The sequence below is a fragment of the Embleya sp. NPDC020886 genome (assembly GCF_044333915.1).
Classification (GTDB): Bacteria; Actinomycetota; Actinomycetes; order Streptomycetales; family Streptomycetaceae; genus Embleya.
Map to the genome: position 1 here is coordinate 630,319 of NZ_JBIRRX010000002.1, position 24,309 is coordinate 654,627.

The following is a 24,309-nucleotide window of genomic DNA, read 5'->3' on the forward strand; positions in this document are numbered from 1 at the left end:
CCGGGCCGACTGCGGTCGGCCTTACGCGCGCGTCGTACCATGGGCAGTCTCGCGGCGCTCGCCGTGGGGTTCGGCGGTTTCGCGCTGGCGGCGTCGCCGGCGTATTCGCAGACCGACGACGGCTCCGTAACGGTCCGGGTGGTACGGGCCGTCGACACCACCGGTGTGTGGAGTCCTGCCCTGGAGCCGGGCATGGGCGGCGTCACGGTGACACTCACCAATGACGACGGCGTCAAGGTCACCGGCGTGACGGCCGCCGACGGCACCGTCACGCTGGCGCCCGGCACGGCCGGGTCGACTGCCGGCAAGTACCGGGTCCAGGTCGTGAACCCGAAGCCGGGTGTGCTCTTCCCGGCGTTCGCGTCGCGACAGGGCCTGGACGGTGCGCCGAACCAGCTCAGCAGCAACGAGGAGTTCGTCGACCTCACCGGTGGCAAGAAGGTCGCGTACACGACGGGCCTGTGGAGCCCAGGCGACTACTGCCAGAAGAACGCGCCGCTGGCGACCGCATGCCAGCCCGCGACGAACGAACCGACGTCCAAGCGGACTTTGGTGACATTCCCGTACAATGCACGCGGCGTCAACACGAACGTGACGGACCTGTCCACGAACGCCGAGACCGGCAACCTCTACGGCATCGGCTGGAACAAGCCCGGAAAGCGACTGTTCAGCTCGGCACTGGCCAAGCGCGACACGACGTACGGCCCCGGCGGCGCCGGCGGGATCTACGTCACCGACGTCACCACGAAGAAGACGTCACTGTTCACCACCGTTCCGGACGCCGGCACCTCGGCGCACGGCGCGGGCGCCAGTGACAACGCCTTCCTTGCCGCTCCCGGCAAGGAGAGTCTGGGCGACCTGGAGGTCTCCGACGACGGCCGCGACCTGTTCGTCGTCAACCTCCAAAACCGCAAGCTGTACCGCTACGACGCCACTTCGGCGACCGCGACGGCGCCGGTGGCCTCGTACGCGATCCCGGACCCGGGCTGCCCCGCGCCGGGCGACTGGCGTCCGTTCGGCCTGGGTCTGCAGGACGGCGTCGGATACGTCGGCGGTGTCTGCTCGGGCGAATCGACCGGGAAGGTCTCGGACCTGCGTGCCGTGGTCCTGCCGTTCGACCCGGCGACGGGTGCCTTCACCAAGGCCGTGCTGAATCAGCCCTTGGACTACCCGCGTCAGGCCACGCTCGGCGGGCCCTGCGGCGGGGCGAGTTGGTTCCCGTGGACGGACACGTTCCCGACCCAGCAGAACGGGCAGACGTGCGCAGGCGCCATGGCCAACCCCGAACCGGAGTTGGCCGACCTCGCCTTCGAGACCGACGGCTCGATGTTGCTGGCGTTCCGCGACCGGTTCACCGACCGGACGACGGCCTACGCGAGGGCCGGGGACCCGACGACCGCCATCGCGATGGTGGCCGGCGGCGACCTGAACAAGGCGTGCCCGGCCAACGGCGTGTACGTCATGGACACGAACACCGGCTGTGGGAAGACGGTGCGCGGAACCAGGTTCTTCAACGTCAACACCATGAACAACGGCCACCCGAACGCGGCCTACGCCGGCCTCGCACTGTCGAAGGTGGAGGAGTTCGTCGCGACCGCCGGTGTCGACCCCATCGACACGGCGTGGGGCGCCGGCACCATGTTCACCAAGCGTGACGGAACGCGGCAGCCCGCCGCGGGTCTGCGCTTGAACACCGAGGGGAACGCCTCCTTCGGCAAGGGCGCCTCGATGGGCGACCTGGAGGTGCTCTGCGACCAGGCGCCGCTCCAGATCGGCAACCGGGTCTGGTACGACCCCGAGCGCAAGGGCATTCAGCGCCCGGGTCAGCGTCCGGTTCCGGGCGCCACCGTCAACCTCTACGACGAGTCGGGCAAGGTGGTCGGGACGACGAAGACGTCACCGCGCGGTGAGTACTACTTCGACGACTCGAACGTCACCGGTGGTCTGAAGCCGAAGACCAAGTACACGATCCGGATCGACAACCCGGCCGACTACGCCCCGAACGGGCCGCTGTACCAGTGGGTGCCGACCGACGAGGGTGTCGGCGACAACCGCTTCGTGGACTCCAAGGGCAAGGTCCCGACCGGTGGACGTTATCCGGAACGGGCGTTGACGACCGGCGGACCGGGCGAGAACGATCACACGTTCGACTTCGGATTCCGTCAACAGGAAGGTGCGGTACGCCTGGTCAAGCACGATCAGGACGAAAAACCGCTGGCCGGAGCGAAGTTCGAATTGTGGAGGGATTCGAACGGGACCGAAGGCTTGCAGGTCGAGGGGGCGACCCCCGACACCAAGGTCGGCGAACCCTGCACGACCGGGACCGACGGCGGTTGCAAACGCGACGTGCTGCCGGGGACGTACTACTGGCGGGAGGTCAGCCCTCCCGAGGGCTACGCCCCTCCGGAGAAACCGGTGCTCGGCCCGTTGGTGCTGAACGCGGAGAACCTCGACGCCGGGGTCTCCGTCACGGCGGTCAACCGACGGCTGCCGACCACACCGCCGCCGACCACGACGAGCACGCCGACGGCGTCCGCCACACCGGGTACCTCGGGTGGCAACCACGGCGGTTCGTCGTCGCCACTGGCACGCACCGGCCTGGCGGGGAACCTGCCGTTGACCTTCGCCGTTTCCGCGGCGTTGATCGCTCTCGGTGGCGGGGGACTGGTGCTGTTCCGCAGGCGTGAAGCCCGGCAGCGGTAGCTCCGGGTACGACGGAAGGCGGTAGGCGGTAGGAGGCCGGCGCGGATTGCCGACCCCCGACCGCCGACCGAGCCGGATCGGGCGGGTTCGCGGACCGATGGTCCGCGAACCCGCCCGAGTTTTTGACCGACGTGAGGGAAGGCATCCGCATGGTCCGGAAGAAGATCGGCGACCGCGTGCCGCGACGCAGGCTCTGGTTCTCGATCCTGGCGGCGGTCGCGTTGTGCGGAGCCGCGGTCGGTGGCCTGGTCGGCTACCGGGCGCTCTCCGACAGCGATGACCCGGACCGGGCGGTGACCGTCGACGAGGCGTCCCGCCTGGCGGCGTCGCGGCTGACGTTGTATCAGGCCAGTCCGGTCGCGGTGGCCCTCACCGCGGCCGAGGGCGGCGGGGTCACGATCCGCGTCGAGGCGGTCGTGGACTACCGCACGCGCCGGGCCGTGGGCGGCTACCAGGTCACCGGAGCCGCCGGCCAACTCGACCGCGGCCTGATCGTCTGGGACGGCGCCGGTCTGGGCCTGGCGCCGGTGCCGGCAGGCGTGGACGGTCCGGCGTGGCAGCAGGCCGAGCACATCCCCCGCCAGGGCTGGTCGTCGCGGGCCTACACCGCCGACCCCCTGGACTCCGGACTCAGGTTGCTGATCCAACTCGGAGCCGACCGGCCCGACAACCCGCTGCTGTTGGCGCAGTCCGGGGCACGCTGGCTGGGTCACGATCGTATCCAGGACCGGAGGTACGACAGGTTCTCCGGTCCGCGCGCCCAGGACGCGACCGACGGCAAACTCTCGCCGCTGACGTACTGGGTCGACGGCGACGGCACGCTGCGACGCGCGACGATGCGCATGCCGGGCCTGGGCACCCCGACGACCGTCGAGATCGCCGGGCGCGACGACAAGGCGCGGATGCCCGAGGCGCCGTGGATCGCCGGCTGACGTGCGCCGAGGGCGGTGCGGCCCCCCGACGGCCGATCGGGCTTCGTGACATCCCGACCCGCCTGCCGAGCGGCCCGGTCGACCCGCCCCGGCGCACGCCGGCCGCGCTCAGCGTGGCTGGGGCATCGCGGTGGTGCCGGTCGGCAGGGCGTAGCGGTCGGGGTCGACCGTCCCGGGCAGGTCCGTCGCCGGCCGGCCGGGTGCCATGGGGTCGGGCATCGAGGGTTGGGCGGGCGGGGCGGGCACGGCGTGGAACGCGACGCCGGGCGGCGGCTGGACATGGACGATCCGGCCCGCCGGGACGGCCCGGCGCGGGGTGACGGCGCACCCGGCGAGGTCCTCCAGACCGTTCGGGCTCTGTGTCGTGGGCGAGTTGCCGGTGAAGCAGTTGCCGGGGTCGGTCGAGGCCGTCACCAGGTCGACGCCGTTGTCCGTGACGCGGTTGCCTTCGACGCGGTTGCCGACGGCCGGATGCCCGGCCGGGTCGGTGACCACGACCCCGGCCGAGCGATTGCCCCGGACGAGGTTGCGCGCGATGCGATTCTCCTGGCCGCCACCGATGCCGATGCCGATCCCGAAGCCTCCGTCGGCCTGTTCGGGCGAGTCCGAGGCGTTGTTGTCGGCGACCACGTTGCCGGCGATCACCGCGCCGTGTTGCGGCGCGAGCGCCTCCAGGTCGTTGGAGTTCACCGTCACTCCGACGCGGTTGCCGACGACACGATTGCCGAGTACCGACAGGCCCTCCGAGGCATTGGTGATCTCGATGCCCACCGCGTTGCGCTCCACCGTGTTGCCGCGCACCAGCGTGTCGCACGGCTTGCACTGGCCGACGTAGATACCGGAATCGGCCTGTCCGGAAGCGTAGGAGTCCTCGATGATCCCGCCGCGCGCGTCGAACGCGTAGATGCCGTAGAGCCCGTTGTTGTACGCCGTCACCTTGGTGGCCCGAAACCCCTGCACCATCGGGAAGCGGGTGGTGTCCAGCGGATTGTAGGCCGAGCCGCCGGCGCCGCGCTGTTGCAGGCGCTCGTCGGTGACGCCGGTGAACAGCACGCCGTTGGCGAGGTAGCCGCGGACGGTGAGGTTCTCCACCACCGAGCCGGCACCGGTGACGGTGATGCCATTGGCGAGCCGCACACCGCCGTCGAAGACCACCGTGTTGCGGTCGGTGCCGCGCAGCACCACGCGCGGCGTGGCGACCCGCACGCTCTCGCGGTACACGCCGGGGTCGACCAGCACCGTGTCGCCCTCGCGAGCGACGTCCACCGCCTTCTGTACCGTGCGGAAGTCCTGCGGTACCCGAACCACGTTCCCGGCCGGGTGCCGGTCGTCGGACGACGGGGAATCCGTCGACGAGCAACCCGCGAGCGCCACCGCGACACCGACCAGCAGCAGCGACAGGCGTCGCGGCGTTCTCGTCCGGAGGGCGGCGGGCCGAGTCGTCGGGCGGGGCAACAGGCGTGGAAGAGACAAGAGTTGCATGACAGGTGTTCTATCGTCTGCAATATCGCGCATGCACACCGAACCGAAGAGCCCGCAGGAGCCGGCGCGACCCGCCACGTCCGGATTGGGACGCAGAGCCCTGTTCGCGACCGGAGCGGCGCTGGCCGCAGCGGTCGGCGCGGCGGCGGAGCCGGTGGCGAACCACGCTCGGCCGCAAGGCCGCGGTACCGGGTCCGGCGCCTCGCCGGCGGCGATCCGCTTTCACGGCCTGCGCCAAGCCGGGGTGACGGGGCCGCAGTTGCCCGCCACGCAGATGTTGTCCTTCGATCTTCCGCCGAGGTCCGTCGCCGCGGACCGCGAGACCCTGCGCAACGTCCTCGCCGCGCTGACCGGCACCCTCTCCGGCGCGGCCGCCGGCACGCTGCCCGATCCGCGTCTGCACACCGGAGAGACGACCCGACTCGCGTGCGTCGTCGGCGTCGGCCCCGCGCTCGCGTCCCGGCTCGCCCTGAACGTGCCCGCCGAACTGGCCGACCTGCCGGCCTTCCCCGACGATCGCCTGGATGCGGCCCGCGGCAACGGCGACCTACTGCTCCAACTGTGCGCCGCCGACCGCTGGACACTGACCGTGGTCGCCGAACTGGCCGCCACCGCCGCGCAGTCCGCCGGCGCCGTCCCGCGCTGGACCCAATCCGGCTTCCTGCCCCACACCGCCCCCGGCGTCACGCCGCGAAACCTCTTCGGCTTCAAGGACGGCACCGCCAACCCCGACGACACGGCCGCAGGGCGCTGGGTCTGGGGCCCACCGGGAGCCCACGAGCACGGAACCATCCTGGTGTACCGCAGAATCCACATGGACGTCGCCGGTTTCGCGGCAATCCCCGAGGACCGGCAGAACAAGATGATCGGCCGCCGCATCGGTGACGGCGTCCCGCTCACCGGCACCGCCGAACACGATGATCCGGACATCTACGCCAAGCACGCGGACGGCGCCTACATCATCCCCGTGACGGCCCACGTCCGGCTCAGCAGCCCCCGCCTCGACGGAGGCGCCCGGATGCTCCGCCGCAGCTACAACTACGACGACGGACCGGACGACCGAGGGCTGCTGTTCTGCGCGTTCATGCGCGACCCCGCCCTGTTCACCCGTGTACAAAACCGCCTGGCCACCCGCGACGCGCTGATCCCCTTCATCGAACACCGGGCCTCGGCGGTGGCCTACGTGCTTCCGGGCATCAACCCGGGCGGAACCCTGGGCGAACAACTCTGGAGGTAACACCGGCTCCCCGTGCGGGCGTTCGGGGGTCGGATCCGGGTGGATCCCGGTGAGTCCCGGTGGACCCCGTCGAGCGAGTCGTCGTGGACAATGCCCTGGCCCCCGAACTCCTGTACCGGAAGGTCTCTTTCGTGCGCCCGAAACAAGCCGACGCCGTGTCCGCGGCTTCGCCGTTCAGGTCCTTCGCCGATCGGGTCCGGAGCCGTGAGGAGTGGAAGTTCTTCTCCGTGTTGCCCCGCGCGTCCCCGGGCATCACCGCCGCGTGGTGGGTGCTGATCGTGGCGCGGGGTGTACTGCCCGCCCTGTTCACGGTCACCGTCGCGGCGACGGTGACGGCCGTCGACCAGGACAGGTCGCCGCACGGGCCCTTGATCGCCGCGGGCCTGGTGTTCGTGACGGTGCAACTGCTGGGCCCCCTGCACGCCCAGGTGGGGGCCAACCTCGGTGAGCGGCTGTCCTGTTGGTTGCACGATCGACTGTTGGTCGCCACGACCGGACCGCCCGGCGTGACCCATCTCGAATCGCGGGAACTGACGGACCGGCTCACCGGCGCGCGTGATTTCGACCTGGGCATCGCCGGGCCTCCCATGCACCTGTCGCTGGGCATCATCGCCGGCGGGCTGGTGGAGGTGGTGGCCGGTCTCGGCCAGGCCGCCGTGCTCGCCGCCTACGCCTGGTGGGCCCCGCTGTTGGTGGGCGGGGCCTGGGCGTCGACGCACTGGCTGCTGCGCGAGAGCAGCGTCTGGGGGGATCGCGACGACGGTGAGGTCCTGGACGCCCGGCGGCAGGCCGAATACGCCTACCGGCAGGCCGTGGACTCGCCGGCGGCGAAGGAACTGCGGCTGTTCGGGCTGAGCGATTGGACGGTGGCCCGGTTCACCCGCAGTCGGCGACGGCTGGTCGACCTGCGGTGGCAGGCAACGCAGTTGCGGCGCAAACCGCTCGGCCGCACGATCCTCGTGCTGGTGGCGGCCAATGGCCTGCTGCTGTGGTCGTTGGCCCACGACGCGGTCGCCGGCAGTGTCGGCATCGGTGAAGTGGTCCTGTTCGCCCAGGCTACGGCGGGTGTGAGCGCGCTGGCTTTCGGTGGTCTGAGCTGGGCGTTGCCGCCGGCCGCGCACTCGGTGGCGGCGGTGCTCGCATTGGAGACGGAGATGGCCGAGGCCGGGCGACTGACCACGGGCGAGCGGAGCGCGGACGCACTGCCGCGCACGGCCCTGCGTTTCCGGCAGGTCGGGTTCACCTACCCGGGGGCCGACCGGCCGGTGCTCGACGGGCTCGACCTGACCATCGAGGCGGGCACGTCGCTGGCGGTGGTCGGCCTGAACGGGGCGGGCAAGACCACGCTGGCCAAGCTGGTGTGCGGGTTGTACGAACCGACGCGCGGGGCCGTCGAGGCCGACGGCGTCGATCTGCGGGAGCTGGACGTGCGGTCGTGGCGGCGTCGGGTGACCGCGGTGTTCCAGGACTTCGTCCACTACGAGATGCCGCTGCGGGTGAACGTGGCGCCGCTGGGCGCCCCGGACGAGACGATCGAGGCGGCGTTGTTCGACGCGGGCGCCGCCGGGGTCGCGGACTTGGACACGATTCTGGCCCGCGGGTACGACGACGGCACGGAGCTGTCCGGCGGCCAGTGGCAGCGGGTGGCGGTCGCGCGCGCGTTGTGCGCCGTGCGCCAGGGTGCGGGTGTCGTCGTCCTGGACGAGCCCACCGCGCAATTGGACGTCAGGGGCGAGGCCGAGATCTTCGACCGCATCCTCGGGGCGACCCGCGGGTGCACCACGCTGTTGATCTCGCATCGCTTCTCCACCGTGCGGCACGCGGACCGCATCTGTGTGCTGGAGGCGGGCCGGGTCGCGGAACTGGGCACCCACGACGAACTCATGGCCCTGGTGGACGGGCGCTACCGCCGGATGTTCGACCTGCAGGCGTCCCGATTCGTCGCGGAGGAGCCCGATGTCGTCGGCTGACCGGTTGCCGTCCTCCGCGACGGCCCTGTTCCGTTCCCTGCGGATGGGCTACCGGGCCGGTCCCGGCCTGATCGTGGTGGCGTTCGCCGGCAGCGTCGCCGCCGCGGCCCCGGACGCGCTGTTCGCGGTGGGGCTGGCGGTGCTCGTCGACGGCGTGCTCGCCGGCGACGACGGTCGGGTCGCGTTCGCCGTGGTGTTCGTGGGCGTGCTGGCCACTGCCGACTGGCTGCTCAACGTCGTCGGCGACCGGGCCAACCGCCGCTTCGCGGACCGGGCCGCGGTGGTGGTCGAGTCGCATGTCGCTCGGTTGCAGTCCTCGATCGCCACGACCGAACACCACGAACGCACCGACCACCTGGACCGGTTGTCCGTGCTGCGCGATCACGCCGACGCACTGAGCATGCTCTACCAACAGCTCTTCGCCGGCCTCGGCGCGCTGATCCGGCTGGCCTTCACCCTCGCGGTGTTGATCTCGGTCGATCCGAGGCTCGTCCTGCTCGGCGTCTTCGCCGTCCCGGGCGTGCTGGTCTCCCACTGGCGTTCCGGTGTGGAGAAGACCGCCGAGGAGGCCGGGGCCCGGCACGAGCGGCGGGCCCGGCACCTGTTCGTGCTGGGGACCTCGGCGGGCGCCGGGAAGGAACTGCGCGTCGCCGGTGTCCAGGACTGGTTGCGCGAGAGCCATCGACAGTCCTGGCGGCGGCGGTATGTGCCACTGGCCCGGGCGCGCTGGACCTCGGCGGCCTGGCAGGCCGCCGCCCAGGCCCTGTTCGGCGTGAGTTTCATCGCGGCCGTGGCGTACCTCGCCGAGGGCGGGGTCTCGGCGGCCGGCGACGTGACACTGGTGCTGGCAGCGGGCAGTCGTCTGTCGCACTACGTCGACCACACGGTCACTCAGACCCGGTTCTTCCGCGCCATCTGGCTCGACGTCTCGCGGCGCCTGGCCTGGCTGGAGGACTACGCCCGGGCGGCCCGGGCCGAGGCCGATCTGCCCGCGCCCGGGCGACTGACCGACGGCATCCGGTTCGAGGGGGTGTCCTTCCGGTACCCCGGAACCGAGCGGCTGGTCCTGGACCGAGTCACCCTCGACCTCCCGGCGGGGAAGACGATCGCCATCGTCGGGGAGAACGGGGCCGGCAAGTCGACCCTGGTCAAACTCCTGTGCGGCTTCCACGTGCCCACCGAGGGGAGCATCACGGTGGACGGCACGGACCTGCGCCGGATCCCTACGGCCGACTGGCGGGAGCGATTGGCCGGGGCCTTCCAGGACTTCTTCCGGTTCGAGTATCCGGTGCGGCAATCGGTGGGCGTGGGCGATCTGCCCAGGATCGAGGACTCGTCGGCCGTGCGAACGGCCGTCGATCGCGCGGGCGCCGACGACGTGGTGGCGAAGCTGGACCACGGCCTGGACACGCAGCTCGGGCCGACCTGGGAGCAGGGCACCGATCTCTCGCACGGTCAGTGGCAGAAGATCGCCCTCGCCCGCGGCTTCATGCGCGACGCTCCCGTGTTGCTGATCCTGGACGAACCGACGTCCGCGCTGGACGCCGAGACCGAGCACACGTTGTTCGAGCGATACGCGCAGGCGGCCCACGCCCCGGAGAATGCCTCGATCGGGCGGATCACCCTCCTGGTCTCGCACCGGTTCTCCACGGTGCGGATGGCCGACCTCATCGTGGTCCTGGACGGCACCCGGGTGGCCGAGCACGGCACACACGAGGAACTGCTCGCCCGGGGCGGCCCGTACGCCGAGCTGTACGGCATCCAGGAGTCGTCGTACCGCGCGGGATATCGCCTCGGTGGCGATCGGGGGGAGGACGCCTGACGGACCGGCCGAGGCCGCGCGGGTGACCACCACCCCGGCGCCGACCCGGAATCCGACACGCCCGGTTCGCTCGGGTTCACGGCAGGACGGCGACCGTCAGCGGGAGTCGGCCGACGGGCAGGCGGGTGGTGGCGCCGGTGGCGGTGTCGACCAGGGTGAGGCCGTCCCAGCCGCCGTCGCGGGTGAAGCCGCCGGAGACGTACGCGACGCGGCCGTCGCGGGACAGGGTGACGCTCTCGTGCGGGCCGTCGAGCGGGACGACCCGTTCGCTCCCGTCGGGGGCGCGGATGGTGAGCGAGGGACCGGCGTCGACGTCGGAGTCGATCGGGCCGGTGGCGACGACGTAGAGGGTGCCGTCGGGGGCGACGGTGACGCCGTGCTGGTGGGCGTTGGCGGTCATCGGCTCGATGGTGACCCGGCCGGTCGCCGGGTCGACGACGGCGAGGCGCTCGCCCTCGAAGGGGAGCAGCAGGGCGCCGTCGACGGGGCGGACGGCGGTGTAGTGGGGCTTGAGCCACGAGCCGAGGCCGCCGCGGGTGCCGTACGGGGCGACCTCGATCCGCCGGGTGGCCCAGTCGGCGGTGGCGACGGTGGTGACGTCGAAGGAGTCGTGGTCGGTGACGTACACGTGGCGGCCGTCGGCGGAGACGTCCACGTCGAAGGGGCGACGGCCGACCGGGACGACCCGGGCGACCGTACGGCCGGCGGTGTCGACGACCTCCAGGAAGCCGTTGCCGCCGGGCACGTTGACGCCGACGTAGACCCGGGTGCCGTCGGGGGACAGGGCGATGCCCATGCCGCCGCCCCGGTACTCGCCGGTGGTGACGCGGCCGGTGCGGGTGGTGTACGGGATGAGCGCGGTGCGGGTACGGGTGCGGGTGTCGACGACGGCGACGCCCTCGGCGGTGGCCACCCACGCGGTGCCGTCGGGGGCGACGGCGAGCCCGTAGGGGGCGGTGCCGACGCGGACCGAGCCGAGGGCGGCGGCGGGGCCGGGGCGGGACGGGTCGACGAAGGTGACGGTGTCGGCGCCGAAGTCGGTGACGAGCAGGGTGGTGGACGGCGAACCCGGCACGGGCGCGACGGCCGGGGCCGAGGCCGCGAAGGGCGCGGCCGGGGCGGGCGACGGCGCCGGAGCGCGTGCGGGCGGGGACGCGGCGCAGCCGGCGAGCAGGACGGCGGCGAGCGCGGCGAGCACACCGGCGCGGCCGGCCGTGGCCCGGGCGTTCACGGTCGGTCCGGGTGGGAGTCGTCGGCCCGCACGGCCTCGGCGGCCCGCAAGGCGGCGGCGATCTCCCGGAAGCCGCGGCGTTCGGCGTGGACACGGGCGGTGACGTCGTCGCCGTCGGGCAGCAGGGGGTCGGCCCCGTGGGCGAGCAGGACGTCCACCACCTCGCGGTGGGCGAGCCCGCCGTCGCCGAGGATCACGGCCTCCAGCAGGGCGGTCCAGCCGAGGTCGTTGACGTGGTCGACGTCGATGTCGGTCTCGGCGAGGACGGCGCGGACGTACTCGACGTGGCCGCGCTCGGCGGCCGGGATCACGGACACCCCGCCGAACCGGTTGCGCAGGGCGACGTCCGGCCGGCCGGGCAGCAGGGCACGCATCATCGGCACGCTGCCGGTCACCCCGGTGACCAGCCACGGACTGTCCAGCCGGGCGTCCTGGGCGTTGACGTCGGCCCCGGCCTCCACCAGCAGCGCGGCGACGGCGACCCGGTCGGCGAGGGCGGCGCGCAACAGCGGAGTGCGACCGGCGGCGTCCCGCGCCCCGAGGTCGGCACCGGCGGCCGACGCCGCGCGCACGGCGTCGAGGTCACCGCGGTCGACGGCATCCGACAGGGCCCGGTCGGCCGGGGACAGGGGGCGGTCGGTCATCACGATCTCCTTCACGAGGCGGGACGGCAACCCCCATCCTGCGCCGCCACCCCCGCCCCGGCGTCGGCGCCCCGACCGGTCCGACGGCGACGAATGGTGGACGGCGAGATCATCCGATCGGCCGATCCCACGCCCACCCGCCACGCCGCCCGCGCCGAACAACCCCGGCCGCCCCGCTCGGCACACCGGCACGCCTCCACCACCCCACGCCCGGCCACCGCACCCCCGCCGAGGAGTTCGCCGCCCTGCTCGACGCGTTCCGCGACCACCCGTGCTGCGTCGCCGACTCCCGCATCGCCGACGGCGTGGACGCGGTCCGCACCGCCGCCCGCGACGAACTGAGCACGCCCGGTTGCTCGACCGGGAGGGCGAGATCGGCACCCTGGCGATCGGCGCCCGCGCCGACCTCGTCGTCCTGGCCGCCGATCCGCGGCAGGATCTCGCCGTACTGGCCGACCCCGCCCGGCAGATGCCCCTGGTCGTCCAGGGGGGAGCCATCGTCCGGGACGGTCACCGCACCGGCTGACCCGGGTCGGCGGGGTCCGCCGCGTCAACCCACCTTCGGGGTGGCCCGGACGCCGGCGTGCAGATAGGAGGAGCCGTCGGCGAGCCGGTAGAACGTCACCGGCATCCAGTCGCGCAGGCCGGGGAAGCGCGTCACGTACACGTCGCCTTCCACCTGACGCAGTTCGGATTCGATCACCGGCTCCTCCTGCCTGCCCATGGCGAGCCCGTTGGTGACGGTGGTTCGCATGGTGAGGGCGTCGTCCCGCCGGACGACCTCCATGCGGACCGCCTCGCGTTCGTACACGCCGAGGTGCTCGGCCACGTCGGCGGGCAGCGGGCCGGCGGCGGGCTCCAGCGGCGGGGGCATCGTCACACCGGCGAGGGAGTGGACGATCTCGCCGTACAGGTCGGCGTAAAGGGCCTTGCTGTCACCGCCGTTGGTGAGCAGGCACACGGCCAGGTCGGCGTCGGGGAGGATGCGCAGGAAGGCGGACTGGCCGAGGGTGGTGCCGTCGTGGCCGTACAGGCGATGCCCGTCCCAGCCCATGAGGATCCAGCCGAGGCCCCACGAGTCGCCCAGGGTGTGGCCGTTGGGCAGGTCTATCTGCTTCCTGCGCATCAGTTCGGCACTGTCGGCGGACAGGACGCGGGTGCCGTCGGCGGTGACGCCGTCGTTCAGGTGCAGTCGGGTGAAGGCCAGGACCTCACGCGGGGTCGAGCAGATCAGGCCGGCCGGACCGGCGCTGCGGACCAGGCCCCACTGCGGGACGCCCTTTTGCTCGTCGCCCCGGCCGGAGTGCCCGGTCGCGGTACGAAAGCGCAGCGCGTCCTCGGGCAGGGTGACGGTGTGGGTGAGGCCGAGCGGCTCGTACAGGCGCTTGCGCATCGCCTGGTCCCATCCGTCGCCGGTGAGTCGTTCGATGATGCGGCCGATCAGGTTGAACCCGGAGTTGCAGTACGACATGGTGGCGCCCAGCGGGTGGTTCACGCCGACCTCGGCGAGTCGTTCGGTGTACTTCTCCAGGCAGTCGTCGCCGCGGCCGGTGTCGACGAAGAAGTCGCCGTCGATGCCGCTCGTGTGACTCAGCAGGTGCCGCAGCGTGACGCGCCGGGTGAGATCGGGGTCGCTCAGGCGCAGTTCGGGCAGCACCTCGACGACCGGCCGGTCCAGGCTCAGGAGACCTTCGTCGACCAGGCCCATCGCCACGGTCGCGGTCCACACCTTGGTGATCGAGCCGATCTGGAAGAGCGTGTCGGTGGTCGCCTCGATCCTTGCGTCGAGGTTGGCGAATCCGGTGACGGCCTCGATGACGGTCTCGCCGTGCGAGATGCCCAGGCCGGCACCCGGCACGCCGTGTCGGGCGGCGGCCTCGTCGAGGCGGGCCTGCCAGTGGGCGGCGTCGAGGGGGCTCGCGGGGGTGGTCCGGTCGGTCATGCGGATCTCCTGGGTCGTGGCGGGTGGTGTCGCATCGCCGGGGTCGATCGGGAAGTGGTGGGCGGTCGTGGGGGATCGGTTCAGCCCTCGATGCCGGCCGGGTCCCGGGCGTCCGTGCCGACCGGGTGCCAGCAGGCGACCCGGCGCGCGGCGTCGATCCGCTCCAGCACCGGCTCGTCCGTGCGGCAGCGGTCGGTTGCCCGTTCGCAGCGCGGCGCGAAGGGGCAACCGGGGGTGTCCTCGCCGGGACCCGGCGGGCGTCCGGCGATGGTGACGAGCGGCAGCCCGCGGTCGGTCGTCATGTCGGGCACGGCACCGATCAGGGCACGGGTGTACGGATGCGCGGTGCCGGTCACCAGGTCACCCGTCGGTAGCTCCTCGACGACCCGCCCGGCGTACATCACCAATACGCGCTCACAGACCTGGGACACGACGGCGATGTCGTGCGAGATCATCAGCACGGCCGCACCCGACTTCTCGCGTACGTCCCGCAACACGGCGAGCACCTGCGCCTGCACCGTCACGTCGAGCGCGGTGGTGGGTTCGTCGGCGATGACGAGTCGGGGCTCGCCCATCAGGCCCATGGCGATCATCGTGCGCTGCCGCATGCCTCCGGAGAACTCGCTCGGGCGCATGCCCGATCGCCGCTCGGGGTCGGGGATGCGCACCGCGCGCAACCGGTCCACGGCCCGCTTCGTGGCCTGGGTCCGGTTGTGGCCGAGGTGCACCTCGGCGACTTCGGACAGTTGCCTGCCGATCGTCATCGCCGGGTTGAGCGAGGCCATCGGGTCCTGGAAGACCATCGAGATCGACGTGCCGAGCCTGGCCCGGGCCGTCGGGTCGACACCGTCGAAGGTGATCGATCGTGCGGTGACCCGCGCCGGGTAGGGGACCAGGCCCGCCACGGCGAGCGCGGTCAGGCTCTTGCCCGAGCCCGACTCCCCGACGATGCCGACCGCCTCACCGGGTGCGATCGACAACGACACGTCGCGCACCGCGAGATGGCCGCCGGGGAAGGAGATCCGCAGCCGGTCGACCTCCAGCAGTGCGGCGGGGCCGGTCCGGTCCTCGCCCGCGGGGTGGCCGGCGGCCGGGTCGTGCGCGGTGTCCGACGGCATCGCCGGAGCTTCGTCGGCGGCGGTCCGGAGCCCGCGCCGCCCACTGGCCTGCGACACCGACTCGCCCACCAGGTTGAACGCGAGCCCGGTCAGCACGATCGCCACCGCCGGTCCCACCGCCGACTCCGGGTGCAGGTAGACGCGGTTGAGCTGCTCGTTGAGCAGTCGGCCCCAGTCGTAGTCCGGCGGCTGCACGCCCATGCCGAGGAACGACAGGCCGGAGAAGGCGAGGAGGATGCCCGCGCCGGCCTGGAAGACGAACAGCGCGACCGGCTCGGCGATGTTGGGCAGGATGTGCCGCATGATCAGCCGGAAGCGACCCACCCCGAGGATGCGCGCCGCGGCCACGTAGTCGGAACCCGCCACCGAGGCCGCCAGGTTCTGGACGAGTCGGGCGAAGGTCGGCACGATGCCGATGCCGATCGCCAGTACCGCGCCGTGCGTGCCCACGCCGAAGACGACGGCGAGGAAGAGCACGAACAGCAGTGTGGGGAAGGCGATGAGCAGGTTGACCAGGGCGGTGACCAGGCGGGCGGCGCGCGGGCCCAGGACGGTCGGCAGGGCGCCGAGCACGAACCCGCCTACGGTGCCGATCGCGGTGGCGACGAGGGTCAGTTCGAGGGTGAGGCGGGTCGCCACGACCATCCGCGCGGCGATGTCCCGGCCCAGGGCATCGGTGCCGAACCAGTGCTCGGCGCTGCCGCCCCGCCCGATCGCGGTGGTGTCGACGCGGTCGGCGGTGTCCTGCCAGAAGATCGGCCCGATGATCGCGACGGTCAGCAGGACGAGCACGGCGAACATCGTGACGATGCCCAGCGGTGTCCGCAGGGTGCGGCGCAGGCGTTGGGTGAACGACATGATCAGCTCTCCCGGATCGTGGAGTTCGGGTCGGCGACGGCGACGAGGACGTCGACCAGGAAGTTGATCAGCAGCGCGATCGTGCCGTAGACGAGGACGACCCCCTGGACCAGCGGATAGTCCTTCTGGGTGATCGCCTGGACCATCGTCATGCCCAGGCCCGGCCACGCGAAGACGTTCTCCACCAGGACCGTCCCGGTCAGCAGCCCGGCGAGCATCAGCCCGCCGAGGGTGAGCGATGAGGTCAACAGGTTCGGCAGCGCGTGCCGGAGATACAGGATCCGGGTGGGCAGCCGCTTGGCGCGGGCGGTACGCATGTAGTCCTCGTCGAGCACGCGCAGCGTCTCGACCCGCACTATGCGCGACAGCGCGGCCACCGGGCCGATGGCGAGCGCCAGTACCGGCAACACGTACGACGCGGGCCCCTCCTTCAGGGCCACCGGGAACCAGTCGAGCTGGACCCCGAAGAGCGCGACGAGGCCCACCGCGATCAGGAACTCCGGGAAGACGGCCACCATTCCGGTGCTGCCGACGAAGGTCAGTTCGAGGCGTCGGCGGCGGCCGTGGCGGGTGAGGATCCCGGCCGCCATGCCGAGCGGGATGGCCACGACGATGGTGGTGGCGAACGCGATCGCGGCGATCTGCATGGTCGAGGGCAGCCGGTCGGCGATGACGTCGGCGACCGGCATTTGTGTGCCGATCGACTCGCCCAGGTCGCCCTGGAAGAGTCCGGTGAGGAAGTGCAGGAACTGGTCCGGCAGGGACCGGTCCAGGCCGAGCGCGTGCTCGCGTGCCTCGACCAGCTCGGGCGAGGCCGACAGGCCCAGCGCGGCGCGTACCGGGTCGCCCGGCACCAGGTGGATCATCGCGAACGACGCGGTGACCAAAAGGGCGAGGGACGTCATCAGTCGGCCGACACGGCGGATCGTGAACGTCACCCACGGGTTGCGCCGGGCATCGGCGAAGCGGGCGGTCGCGGTGCTCATCGTGCGGTCCTTCTCGACGGTGTCGGTGGGCCGTCGACTCCGGCGAGGTCGCACGTGACGTCGACGTACCGTGCGAGCACGGACTCGGGAGCGTTGCGGTCGGCGATGTCCGGCACCGCGATCCGGGTGGTGTGTGTCATGGGGATTCCTTGCTGGAGGTGGACCGGCCTCGGCGGGACACGGCGGCCCGGGGCCTGGGCGCGCGGTGTCGTCCCGGCGCCACATGGGCGGGTGCGGTGGTCGGGATTCGGGCGTCGGCCGGTGCCGGCCCGCCGGCGGTGGTCGGGCAACCGCCCCATCCGGCACGGCGGATGACGATGCCGTGGCTCGACGGCCCTTCGATCGCCCGACGAGCGGGCCCCGATCGGTGCGCGGGCGCGGTCTTCCACACGAGCCACGCGAGGGCAGGTGACGGCACGCGCGAGCGTGCGCCGACGGATCGTCAGTTCTTGCGCAGCGCCGTGGGGACGATTGCCCCTCGGTCGAGGCGGAAGGTGACGCCCTTGCCGAACATGGTCACCCGGGTGTCCACGAAGGGCACGACGTCGACGCGCTTGAACAGCGCGACCTCGGCGGCGCTCCAGTCCGCGCAGCCGGCCGCGTCCGGCTTGACGCGCGCGGCGGCGACCAGGCGCTGGTGGTCGGGATTGTCCGTCCCGCCGAAGTTCATGCCCGCCGGCGGCCGGGGGCCACTGAAGAACGGTACGAGCTGGTCGGGCAGGGCCGCGGTGATCGGCGGCCACGAGACGTCCCAGGCGTCGCCGCCCAGGGTCGAGGCGAGCGTGGTGGCGGTGAACGTGGTCACGGCGACCTTCACGCCGAGCGCCTTCCACTGTTGGACCGCCAACTCCGCTGCGGCGGTGGTCTGTTCACCGCCGCCCGAGTAGGTGAAGCGGATTTCCAGGGCCCGGCCGTCCTTGGTCCAGCCGTTGCCGGACTTCGTCCAGCCGGCAGCGGTCAACTCGGCTGCGGCCTGCGCGAGATCGTGTGCCGGCAGGTTGCCGGCGATGTTGTCGCCGGGGCACATCCTGGGTTCGACGAGTCCGAGCCCCTTGGACGGGGTGCCCTCGCCGCCGGTGGCGACGCTGCCCAGTTGGCGGAGATCGAGGGCCTGGACCAGGGCCCGCCGCACACGTTCGTCGGCGGTCGGGTGCCCGGGGGTCTCGGCGAAGATGAACTGCCCGAGCAACGCGTTCACGGTCTGCGGCTTCAGGCCGGAACCCTCCAGGCGTTGCCGGTCGGGGCCGATCACCTGCGCGATGTCGAGCCGGCCGGACAGGAGCAGGTTGGCCGCGGTCGTCTCGCTGGAGACGACCTTGAAGATCACCTTCTTCGGGGACTGCTCGTTGCTCGCACCGCCGGGGCCCCACGTGTAGCCCTTGCGCTTGACGTAGGTGTAGTGGTCGCCCGGCACGACCTCGGAGAGCACGTAGGGGCCGGTGCCGTCCGAGGCGCGGGCGAGGGTGCCCGGCGCCTTCAGGCCCTTGGGACACGCGATGGCGACCATCGAGGCCATCCGCAGCAACATCGGCGCGGGGTCCTGCGTGGTCAGGGTCACCGTGCGGGTGGTGTCGTCGCCGCTCGCGGTCGTGCTCCGGGGCACGGTCAAGCCCAGCAATGGCGACTGGTTCTTCGGGTCGGCGATGTGGTTGAACTCATTCGCGACATCGGACGCCTTCAGCGGTGTGCCGTCGCCGCACGTCACATCCTCGCGCAGGCCGAAGCCGACCCGGTTGGCGCCGTCGACCTGCCAGGACCGCGCCAGCCCGGGGACCACCTGCCCGTCGGCCGCGATGTTCACCAGCGCGTCGTACGCGAACACGTTCATCACGCCGGCGGCCGAGCCCGCGGTCCCCAACGGATCGAGGGTGCCCGGGTCGGACGCCAAGCCGATGGTCACGGTGCCGCCGTCGGCCCCGGGGCCGCTGCCGCTGCCGCCACCGCCGCACGCCGCGGCGGTCAGACAGACCGTGGCGGTGATCGCCACCATCCTGGACGTGGTTCTGGTGGGCGGTCGGGTCGACTGCGCGGATATCGGATCGAACGTGGTCATCCTGCGGGACCTCCTGGGCGGCCGACGGCGCAACGCCGTCGACGGGGGAATGGTGATGGGGGACGCGAGTGGTTCGGCGGGCGGGATCCCGCGTGCCGTGCGGCGGGTGTCGGTTCCGGAAGTGGCCCGGGACCCCTGGCCGATGGCAGTGCTACCGAGCCGCGCGGAGCAGATCGTCGATGGCCTGGAGAACGGCATCCGCGCGTTGCTCGTGCAGCCAGACGTGGCCCGCGTCGTCGAGGATCCGGTGCTCGCCGTTGCGGACCGAACCGGCCAACTCCGCGTGCAGCACGGCCTTGACCTCGCTGCACCGGCGCAGCGTTTCGGCGGGCCAGAGCTCGGCCTCGCCCGCCTCCTCCGCCAGCGCGGTGAGCACGATCAAGGGCACATCCGGAAGGCCCGGACCGCTCCGCAGTTCGTCGGCGACCTCGCCGTCGAGGTTCCACGCCTCGTCGATGCTGGTCCGCCACGCACCGATGTGGTGGTCGATCAGTGGTTCGCGAACGGACTCCGGCCACCTGCCCGAGATCGGGGCGAGCTGATCGACGGCGTGGCGGAGTTGTTCCGGTGTCGGGTCCGGCGGTTCCGTCTGCCGCAGCTGAGCCATCTGCCGGCGCATCCGCTCCCCGTATTCCCGCACTTCCTCGGGCACGTGGGCGAGAAAGTCCTCGTGGGAGGGGTCCAGCAGGAGCAGGCCCGCCACCTGCGCGGGGAAGCGCTGCGCGAATACGCGGGCGTAGGCCCCGCCCAGCGAGTGGCCCACCAGCACGTAGGGGGCGGGTACCTCCGCGGCGTGCAGCAGGTCGTGCAGTTCGTCCGTGACCTCGGCGGCGGAGCGCGGCAGTTCGGCCGAGTCGCTCCAACCGGTGCCGGCGCGGTCGTAGAGCACGCAGGTGGTCCGCTCGGCCGTCCGGTCGTGAATGTTGAGGTAGTCCAGACCGACCATCCCGCCCCCCGGGAGGAACACCACGGCCGGACCCCCGGAGCCGGAGCGATGCAGCATCAGCCGTCGGCCACCGGCGGTGTACCGACGCCCCAGCGGGGGCTGGGAGAGCGCGGCGCGAGGGCGAATTGCTTGCGGTGAGTCGGACATGCTTCGCATCCTCACTGTTCTCAGTTTTGAGAAAGGTATAGGCGGTGGCATTGTCTTGTCCATGGACACGGTCGACCTGTTTCTGCATCCCGCGCGGATGCGCATCGTGCATGCCATGTATGACGGGCGGGCGCGAACGACCTCCGACCTGTGCGCCCTGCTGCCGGACGTGTCGAAGGCCACCGTCTACCGGCACGTCGGCCTACTGGTTGCCGGCGGCATCCTCGCGGTGGAGGGCGAGGAGCGGATTCGCGGCGCGGTCGAGCGCCGGTACACGTTGTGCCGCGGCAAGACGGTGATCGACGCCGACACGGCCGCGTCGATGACGACCGAGGACTACCGCCGGACCTTCGCGGTGGCCATGGCGACGCTGCAGGCGGAGTTCAATGTCTACCTCGATCGTGAGGGCGCGGACCCCATTCGCGACCTGATCAGCCTGCGCCAGCACGCGCTGTGGCTCAGCCGGGAGGAACTGCTCCGGATGATCGACGGTTTGCGCGACGTGCTGATGGCCCAAGCCGAGAACGAGCCCTCGCCGGAACGCTCGCGCCACCTGCTCAGCCTGACCCTGTTCCCCGGCGAGCCGCCACCCCCGCAGGCGTCGGGCGCGTAGCGCCGGAACCCGGCGGACGGCCCGGCCGGTTCGCTCTCCCGCCGCGGCGGCGGAGAAGCAAGCGACGACTGGGAAGCTGTCCATCATGACGGATGGGGCAAGTGGGGTCGAGGGTAGGCCGGTTCGCCCGGGCAAGTACTCGCGGGTCGAGCGCGAGAGACGGTTCCTGGCGGCCGGCCCCCCGGACCCGTCGGCGGTGACCGCCATTCGTGCCATCACCGACCGGTACGTGCACGGCACTCGGTTGCGGCTGCGGCGAGTGCACTTCGGGGACGGTCGCCGCGAGTTCAAGCTCACCCAGAAGGTCCCCGTCCGTCGGCCCGGCGCCGTCCAGGGCCTGATCACGAACACGTATCTGTCGCCCGCCGAGTACGACGTGCTCGCCGCGCTGCCGGCCGCGGTGTTGTGCAAGACGCGTTTCGCCGTGCCCCCCTTGGGCGTCGATGTCTTCGACGGCCGGCTTCGGGGCCTGGTGCTCGCGGAAGCCGAGTTCGGCACTGACGAGGAGGCGCGGTCGTTCGCGCCGCCCGGCGAATGCGTGGCGGAGGTCACCGACGACGTGCGTTTCACGGGCGGGCGCCTGGTCCGAGCCTCCCGCGACGAGTTGCTCCGGTGGTTGGCCGAGTACGGGATCCGTCCGGAAGGCTGACGTCGGCTGTGAAGTGGCGCCGTCGACGCCTCGCATGACAGCAGGGCGCGCCGGCGCGATCGGCGCGCGCCACTCGGGTTCGGGGGCACGACACGTGGATGGAGCAACTCGCCGCGTCGATCCGATGAGGGACTCGCGGCATGGTCTATATGTAACAGTATGTGATCATCCGGCCGCATTGGGTGGCCGTGAATCGTCGTCCCATCCGATGCGTGGAGCCGCACACATGCCGTCGACCGCCACGCATCCGAGCCCGCTCACGCCGGTGCGGCCCGCGTCGACGGCTCTCCTCGCGTTCATTCGCGGCTTCGGGCAGGTGGACCTGCAACCCGCCGTCGCCACCGGAGTCCTGTTCCTGGCCGCCCTGTGGGTCGCGGACTGGACGGTAGGGCTGTTCGCGGTCATCGGCACCGCCGTCTCGACCGCGACCGCCGCGGTCCTTGGCGTCGATCGCGGCGCCATCGCCCAGGGCCTGCACGGCTATTCGGGCTGTCTGACCGGCATCGCGCTGGTGACCTACCTGGGCAACCATCCCTCGACCTACCTCCTCGCCGTACTCGGCGCGATCCTCTGCCCGCTGCTCGGGGCGGCCCTGACGACGCTGCTCGGCCCGTACGGACTGACGCCGCTCACCGCGCCCTTTTGTCTCGTGTCCGGCGTGATGGTGCTCGGCGCACCGTCCTTCGATCGCATCTGGCACGGTTCGCCGGCCGCGCTCGCCGACACCACGGCGCGCGTCGACGTGCTGACCTGGGGCGACATCCGGCGGGCGTTCTTTTCGAACGTCTCGCAGATCTTCCTGGTCCAGGAGTGGCAGGTCGGCCTGATCATGCTGCTGGGACTGACCTTCGCGGGTCTGCGGGTGGTGGGATTCGCGGCCCTCGGCAGCATGGTCGGCATCCTCACCGCATGGGCGCTGGGAGCGCCGAACACGCTGATCGCCCAGGGCATCTACGGATACAACGCGGTCCTGGTCGCGATCGCGGTGGGTGCGGTCCTGCTGGCCGGGACCGTCCCGAACGGCCTGTACGCGCTCTTCGGCGCCGCCGCGGCCACCGGCCTGACCGCCGCGCTCACCACGCTGTTCAAGACCTTCGGCGGCCACACCTTCACGTGGCCCTTCATCCTCACCACGTGGGTGCTGATGGCGGCCGTGCCCGGGCTTCCCCGGCTTCGGCCCACGCGTGCGCCCGCGCCTTCGGGCGATCCCGTCGCCGTCCCCGGCCCATCCCCCCTTCCGGAAAGGCTCCCGCGATGAATCTGGCCCCTCGCGAGATCGACAAACTGCTCGTCTACGTCGTCGCCGATCTCGCCCGCAAACGACGCGAGCGCGGACTGCGGCTCAATTACGCCGAGTCCGTCGCGCTGATCACCGAGGCGATCCTGGAGGGCGCCCGCGACGGCAAGACCGTGGCCGACTGCATGGAACTGGGTCGGCACATCGTCGGCAAGAACGTCGCGATGCCGGGCGTACGCGAGATGCTCCCACTTCTACAGGTCGAGGCCACGTTCGTGGACGGCACCAAGCTGGTCTCGTGCCACGACCCCATCGGCGGTTGAGCCGGTGGCCGGCTCGGACCGGGTCGTCGCGGTGTGCGGGCACGAGGCCGACGCCGGACGTGCGTTGCGCGCGATCCTGCCGCCCGGCGTGGACGCGGTGGCCGGTGGGCGCGCGCTGTATCGCCGCGTGGGCGAACTCGTGCGCGAGGGCGCGCGGGTGTGCGTGGTGCCGATGACCCTCGGACGTCAACCCGGCCTGGCCGCGCACGCCGCGCGCACGCTGCGCTCGCTCGCTCCCGGCCGCGGTGCGCGCGTCGTGTTGGCCGAGCCGTTCGCGACCTGTGTGCACCTCGTCGGGTGGCTGCGGGCGGCGGCCCGGCGCGCCCCCGCGGACGCGGCGCTGTTGATCACCGCGCCCGGCGGCGATCCGTACGAGGACGCCGAGTTGGCGCGCGTGGCCAGTCTGGTCCGGTGCCACGGCGGGCATCGCGTCGTCGAGGTCGCCTTCGTCGGCGGTGATCCCGATCCGGTCGAGGGGCTGCGTCGCTGTCGTCTGCTGGGCGCCGAGCGGGTGGCGGTGCTGCCGGCCGCCTTCGCCGCGCCGGACGTCGCGGCGATCCCGCGCGCGGTGTCGACGGGTCCGCTGCTTTCGCCGGCCGCGCTGGCGGAGGTGCTCGCGGCGCGCGTGGCCACCGCGTGGGCCCGGTACGACGCCGGCGACGCGGGCCTGACCGGCGCCCTGCTCGCCGATCACGACCACGGCCTCGCGCACAGCCACCGGCCCGGGCCCGGGCCCGACGGTCGCGGCGGTGACCACGACCACCCGTCCGCTCACGGGCACGACCACCGGGTCCACCGCCACTTCCACCCCCACCCGGACCCGACCGCGCCGGTCGCCGGAGCCGCCCCGTCCCCGCCACCGGGCGCGGAGTTCCCGTTGCCCGCCGACACCAGGAGTACCGCATGAAACCCCGTCCGAGATACCTGTACGCCGACGACCCGATCGAGATCAACGCCGGTCGTCGCACACTGAAGGTCACCGTGCGCAACACCGGCGATCGTGCCGTGCAGATCGGTTCGCACTACCACTTCTTCGAGGTCAACTCGGCGCTGTCCTTCGACCGCGGCCGAACCCTGGGCATGCACCTGAACATCGCCGCCGGTACGTCGATTCGGCTCGAACCCGGCGGCACCCGCGAGGTGGAACTGTGCGAGTACGCGGGCACCGGTCGCATCGTCGGCTTCAGCGGACTGCTCAACGGCAGCCTCGCGTCCCACCCGGTGCGGGTGGAGGCGGTGCGCAGGGCGATCGAGCTGGGCTTCGAAGGCGCCGAGGGTGTGGCGTCCCCGAAGAAGTCCGCCCCCGTCGACTCCGCTGCCGCGAAGACCCGTGCCGCGAAGCCCGGAGCCGGGCGCAAGGCTCCCGCGGCCGGCCGCAAGGCTCCCGCCGCCAAGAAGAAGAAGGGTTCCTGACCG

At 72.0% G+C, this 24,309-nt stretch carries 21 protein-coding genes; 12 read left to right on the forward strand and 9 right to left on the reverse strand.

The window, feature by feature from the left end; all coding sequences use genetic code 11:
- Positions 1 to 39: 39 nt before the first annotated feature.
- A complete protein-coding gene (locus ACH4U8_RS09550) occupies positions 40 to 2,703 on the forward strand; it encodes an SdrD B-like domain-containing protein (RefSeq protein WP_395776554.1) in 2,664 nt (887 codons plus the stop codon).
- A gap of 149 nt (positions 2,704 to 2,852) precedes the next feature.
- Positions 2,853 to 3,635 carry a hypothetical protein gene (locus tag ACH4U8_RS09555; RefSeq protein WP_395776556.1) on the forward strand — a complete coding sequence of 261 codons (783 nt, stop codon included), beginning with the start codon at positions 2,853 to 2,855 and terminating at the stop codon, positions 3,633 to 3,635.
- A 108-nt stretch (positions 3,636 to 3,743) separates the two neighbouring features.
- On the opposite strand, the gene ACH4U8_RS09560 is transcribed toward ACH4U8_RS09555, so the two are convergent.
- Complete coding sequence (locus ACH4U8_RS09560) at positions 3,744 to 5,150, reverse strand: right-handed parallel beta-helix repeat-containing protein (protein ID WP_360316080.1); 1,407 nt, start codon at positions 5,148 to 5,150, stop codon at positions 3,744 to 3,746.
- On the opposite strand from ACH4U8_RS09560, the gene ACH4U8_RS09565 reads away from it, so the two are divergent.
- From ACH4U8_RS09565 to ACH4U8_RS09575, 3 genes are all read left to right on the forward strand, one after another.
- On the forward strand, positions 5,149 to 6,354 hold the full coding sequence (locus tag ACH4U8_RS09565) for a Dyp-type peroxidase (RefSeq protein ID WP_395776558.1): 1,206 nt from the start codon (positions 5,149 to 5,151) through the stop codon (positions 6,352 to 6,354). The two genes, ACH4U8_RS09560 and ACH4U8_RS09565, sit on opposite strands and share 2 nt — an antisense overlap.
- An 83-nt stretch (positions 6,355 to 6,437) precedes the next feature.
- Positions 6,438 to 8,324 (forward strand): ABC transporter ATP-binding protein, encoded by a 1,887-nt coding sequence (locus ACH4U8_RS09570; protein ID WP_395776560.1) that lies wholly within the window; start codon positions 6,438 to 6,440, stop codon positions 8,322 to 8,324.
- Positions 8,311 to 10,146 carry an ABC transporter ATP-binding protein gene (locus ACH4U8_RS09575; RefSeq protein WP_395776562.1) on the forward strand — a complete coding sequence of 612 codons (1,836 nt, stop codon included), beginning with the start codon at positions 8,311 to 8,313 and terminating at the stop codon, positions 10,144 to 10,146. The genes ACH4U8_RS09570 and ACH4U8_RS09575 overlap by 14 nt, the downstream gene beginning before the upstream one ends.
- 76 nt (positions 10,147 to 10,222) lie before the next feature.
- On the opposite strand, the gene ACH4U8_RS09580 is transcribed toward ACH4U8_RS09575, so the two are convergent.
- Positions 10,223 to 11,377 (reverse strand): hypothetical protein, encoded by a 1,155-nt coding sequence (locus ACH4U8_RS09580; RefSeq protein ID WP_395776564.1) that lies wholly within the window; start codon positions 11,375 to 11,377, stop codon positions 10,223 to 10,225.
- On the reverse strand, positions 11,374 to 12,021 hold the full coding sequence (locus ACH4U8_RS09585; protein WP_395776566.1) for an ankyrin repeat domain-containing protein: 648 nt from the start codon (positions 12,019 to 12,021) through the stop codon (positions 11,374 to 11,376). The genes ACH4U8_RS09580 and ACH4U8_RS09585 overlap by 4 nt, the downstream gene beginning before the upstream one ends.
- 352 nt (positions 12,022 to 12,373) lie before the next feature.
- On the opposite strand from ACH4U8_RS09585, the gene ACH4U8_RS09590 reads away from it, so the two are divergent.
- Positions 12,374 to 12,547, forward strand: a complete 174-nt coding sequence (locus tag ACH4U8_RS09590; protein ID WP_395776568.1) for a hypothetical protein — start codon at positions 12,374 to 12,376, stop codon at positions 12,545 to 12,547.
- 24 nt (positions 12,548 to 12,571) lie between these two features.
- On the opposite strand, the gene ACH4U8_RS09595 is transcribed toward ACH4U8_RS09590, so the two are convergent.
- The 6 genes from ACH4U8_RS09595 to ACH4U8_RS09620 all read right to left on the reverse strand — a co-directional run bounded on the left by ACH4U8_RS09595 (position 12,572) and on the right by ACH4U8_RS09620 (position 20,071).
- Positions 12,572 to 13,963, reverse strand: a complete 1,392-nt coding sequence (locus ACH4U8_RS09595; protein WP_395776570.1) for a serine hydrolase domain-containing protein — start codon at positions 13,961 to 13,963, stop codon at positions 12,572 to 12,574.
- A gap of 80 nt (positions 13,964 to 14,043) precedes the next feature.
- Entirely contained in the window at positions 14,044 to 15,939 is a 1,896-nt protein-coding gene (locus tag ACH4U8_RS09600) for a dipeptide/oligopeptide/nickel ABC transporter permease/ATP-binding protein (RefSeq protein WP_395776572.1), read from the reverse strand.
- A gap of 2 nt (positions 15,940 to 15,941) precedes the next feature.
- Positions 15,942 to 16,925 carry an ABC transporter permease gene (locus ACH4U8_RS09605; protein WP_395776574.1) on the reverse strand — a complete coding sequence of 328 codons (984 nt, stop codon included), beginning with the start codon at positions 16,923 to 16,925 and terminating at the stop codon, positions 15,942 to 15,944.
- The gene (locus ACH4U8_RS09610) at positions 16,922 to 17,065 is read right to left on the reverse strand and encodes a hypothetical protein (protein ID WP_379988532.1); all 144 of its coding nucleotides are present in this window, start codon (positions 17,063 to 17,065) and stop codon (positions 16,922 to 16,924) included. The genes ACH4U8_RS09605 and ACH4U8_RS09610 overlap by 4 nt, the downstream gene beginning before the upstream one ends.
- Before the next feature lie 302 nt (positions 17,066 to 17,367).
- Complete coding sequence (locus tag ACH4U8_RS09615) at positions 17,368 to 18,978, reverse strand: ABC transporter substrate-binding protein (RefSeq protein ID WP_395776576.1); 1,611 nt, start codon at positions 18,976 to 18,978, stop codon at positions 17,368 to 17,370.
- Between the two features lie 151 nt (positions 18,979 to 19,129).
- Positions 19,130 to 20,071 carry an alpha/beta fold hydrolase gene (locus tag ACH4U8_RS09620; protein ID WP_395776578.1) on the reverse strand — a complete coding sequence of 314 codons (942 nt, stop codon included), beginning with the start codon at positions 20,069 to 20,071 and terminating at the stop codon, positions 19,130 to 19,132.
- 61 nt (positions 20,072 to 20,132) lie between these two features.
- Here ACH4U8_RS09620 and ACH4U8_RS09625 point away from each other — a divergent pair, with 61 nt between their 5' ends.
- The 6 genes from ACH4U8_RS09625 (at position 20,133) to ACH4U8_RS09650 (ending at position 24,306) form a co-directional block, all read left to right on the forward strand.
- Positions 20,133 to 20,684 carry a helix-turn-helix domain-containing protein gene (locus ACH4U8_RS09625; RefSeq protein WP_395776580.1) on the forward strand — a complete coding sequence of 184 codons (552 nt, stop codon included), beginning with the start codon at positions 20,133 to 20,135 and terminating at the stop codon, positions 20,682 to 20,684.
- Positions 20,685 to 20,880: 196 nt separating this feature from the next.
- Positions 20,881 to 21,333, forward strand: a complete 453-nt coding sequence (locus ACH4U8_RS09630) for a hypothetical protein (protein ID WP_395776582.1) — start codon at positions 20,881 to 20,883, stop codon at positions 21,331 to 21,333.
- 226 nt (positions 21,334 to 21,559) lie between these two features.
- On the forward strand, positions 21,560 to 22,591 hold the full coding sequence (locus ACH4U8_RS09635; protein ID WP_395776583.1) for an urea transporter: 1,032 nt from the start codon (positions 21,560 to 21,562) through the stop codon (positions 22,589 to 22,591).
- Positions 22,588 to 22,893, forward strand: coding sequence for an urease subunit gamma (locus tag ACH4U8_RS09640; protein ID WP_360316102.1), 306 nt, complete (start codon positions 22,588 to 22,590; stop codon positions 22,891 to 22,893). Before ACH4U8_RS09635 ends, ACH4U8_RS09640 begins: the two co-directional genes overlap by 4 nt.
- A gap of 4 nt (positions 22,894 to 22,897) precedes the next feature.
- A complete protein-coding gene (locus tag ACH4U8_RS09645) occupies positions 22,898 to 23,800 on the forward strand; it encodes a sirohydrochlorin chelatase (protein ID WP_395776584.1) in 903 nt (300 codons plus the stop codon).
- On the forward strand, positions 23,797 to 24,306 hold the full coding sequence (locus ACH4U8_RS09650) for an urease subunit beta (RefSeq protein ID WP_395776586.1): 510 nt from the start codon (positions 23,797 to 23,799) through the stop codon (positions 24,304 to 24,306). The genes ACH4U8_RS09645 and ACH4U8_RS09650 overlap by 4 nt, the downstream gene beginning before the upstream one ends.
- The last annotated feature ends 3 nt before the right edge of the window (positions 24,307 to 24,309 follow it).

Excerpts from the sequence above, each read along its gene's own strand:
- ACH4U8_RS09560 (WP_360316080.1), bottom strand. The coding sequence starts at position 5,150 with ATGCGCGATATTGCAGACGATAGAACACCTGTCATGCAACTCTTGTCT.
- ACH4U8_RS09635 (WP_395776583.1), top strand. The coding sequence starts at position 21,560 with ATGCCGTCGACCGCCACGCATCCGAGCCCGCTCACGCCGGTGCGGCCC.
- ACH4U8_RS09610 (WP_379988532.1), bottom strand. The coding sequence starts at position 17,065 with ATGACACACACCACCCGGATCGCGGTGCCGGACATCGCCGACCGCAAC.
- ACH4U8_RS09555 (WP_395776556.1), top strand. The coding sequence starts at position 2,853 with ATGGTCCGGAAGAAGATCGGCGACCGCGTGCCGCGACGCAGGCTCTGG.
- ACH4U8_RS09595 (WP_395776570.1), bottom strand. The coding sequence starts at position 13,963 with ATGACCGACCGGACCACCCCCGCGAGCCCCCTCGACGCCGCCCACTGG.
- ACH4U8_RS09625 (WP_395776580.1), top strand. The coding sequence starts at position 20,133 with ATGGACACGGTCGACCTGTTTCTGCATCCCGCGCGGATGCGCATCGTG.
- ACH4U8_RS09605 (WP_395776574.1), bottom strand. The coding sequence starts at position 16,925 with ATGAGCACCGCGACCGCCCGCTTCGCCGATGCCCGGCGCAACCCGTGG.
- ACH4U8_RS09585 (WP_395776566.1), bottom strand. The coding sequence starts at position 12,021 with ATGACCGACCGCCCCCTGTCCCCGGCCGACCGGGCCCTGTCGGATGCC.
- ACH4U8_RS09620 (WP_395776578.1), bottom strand. The coding sequence starts at position 20,071 with ATGTCCGACTCACCGCAAGCAATTCGCCCTCGCGCCGCGCTCTCCCAG.
- ACH4U8_RS09600 (WP_395776572.1), bottom strand. The coding sequence starts at position 15,939 with ATGTCGTTCACCCAACGCCTGCGCCGCACCCTGCGGACACCGCTGGGC.
- ACH4U8_RS09650 (WP_395776586.1), top strand. The coding sequence starts at position 23,797 with ATGAAACCCCGTCCGAGATACCTGTACGCCGACGACCCGATCGAGATC.
- ACH4U8_RS09615 (WP_395776576.1), bottom strand. The coding sequence starts at position 18,978 with ATGACCACGTTCGATCCGATATCCGCGCAGTCGACCCGACCGCCCACC.
- ACH4U8_RS09640 (WP_360316102.1), top strand. The coding sequence starts at position 22,588 with ATGAATCTGGCCCCTCGCGAGATCGACAAACTGCTCGTCTACGTCGTC.
- ACH4U8_RS09550 (WP_395776554.1), top strand. The coding sequence starts at position 40 with ATGGGCAGTCTCGCGGCGCTCGCCGTGGGGTTCGGCGGTTTCGCGCTG.
- ACH4U8_RS09565 (WP_395776558.1), top strand. The coding sequence starts at position 5,149 with ATGCACACCGAACCGAAGAGCCCGCAGGAGCCGGCGCGACCCGCCACG.
- ACH4U8_RS09575 (WP_395776562.1), top strand. The coding sequence starts at position 8,311 with ATGTCGTCGGCTGACCGGTTGCCGTCCTCCGCGACGGCCCTGTTCCGT.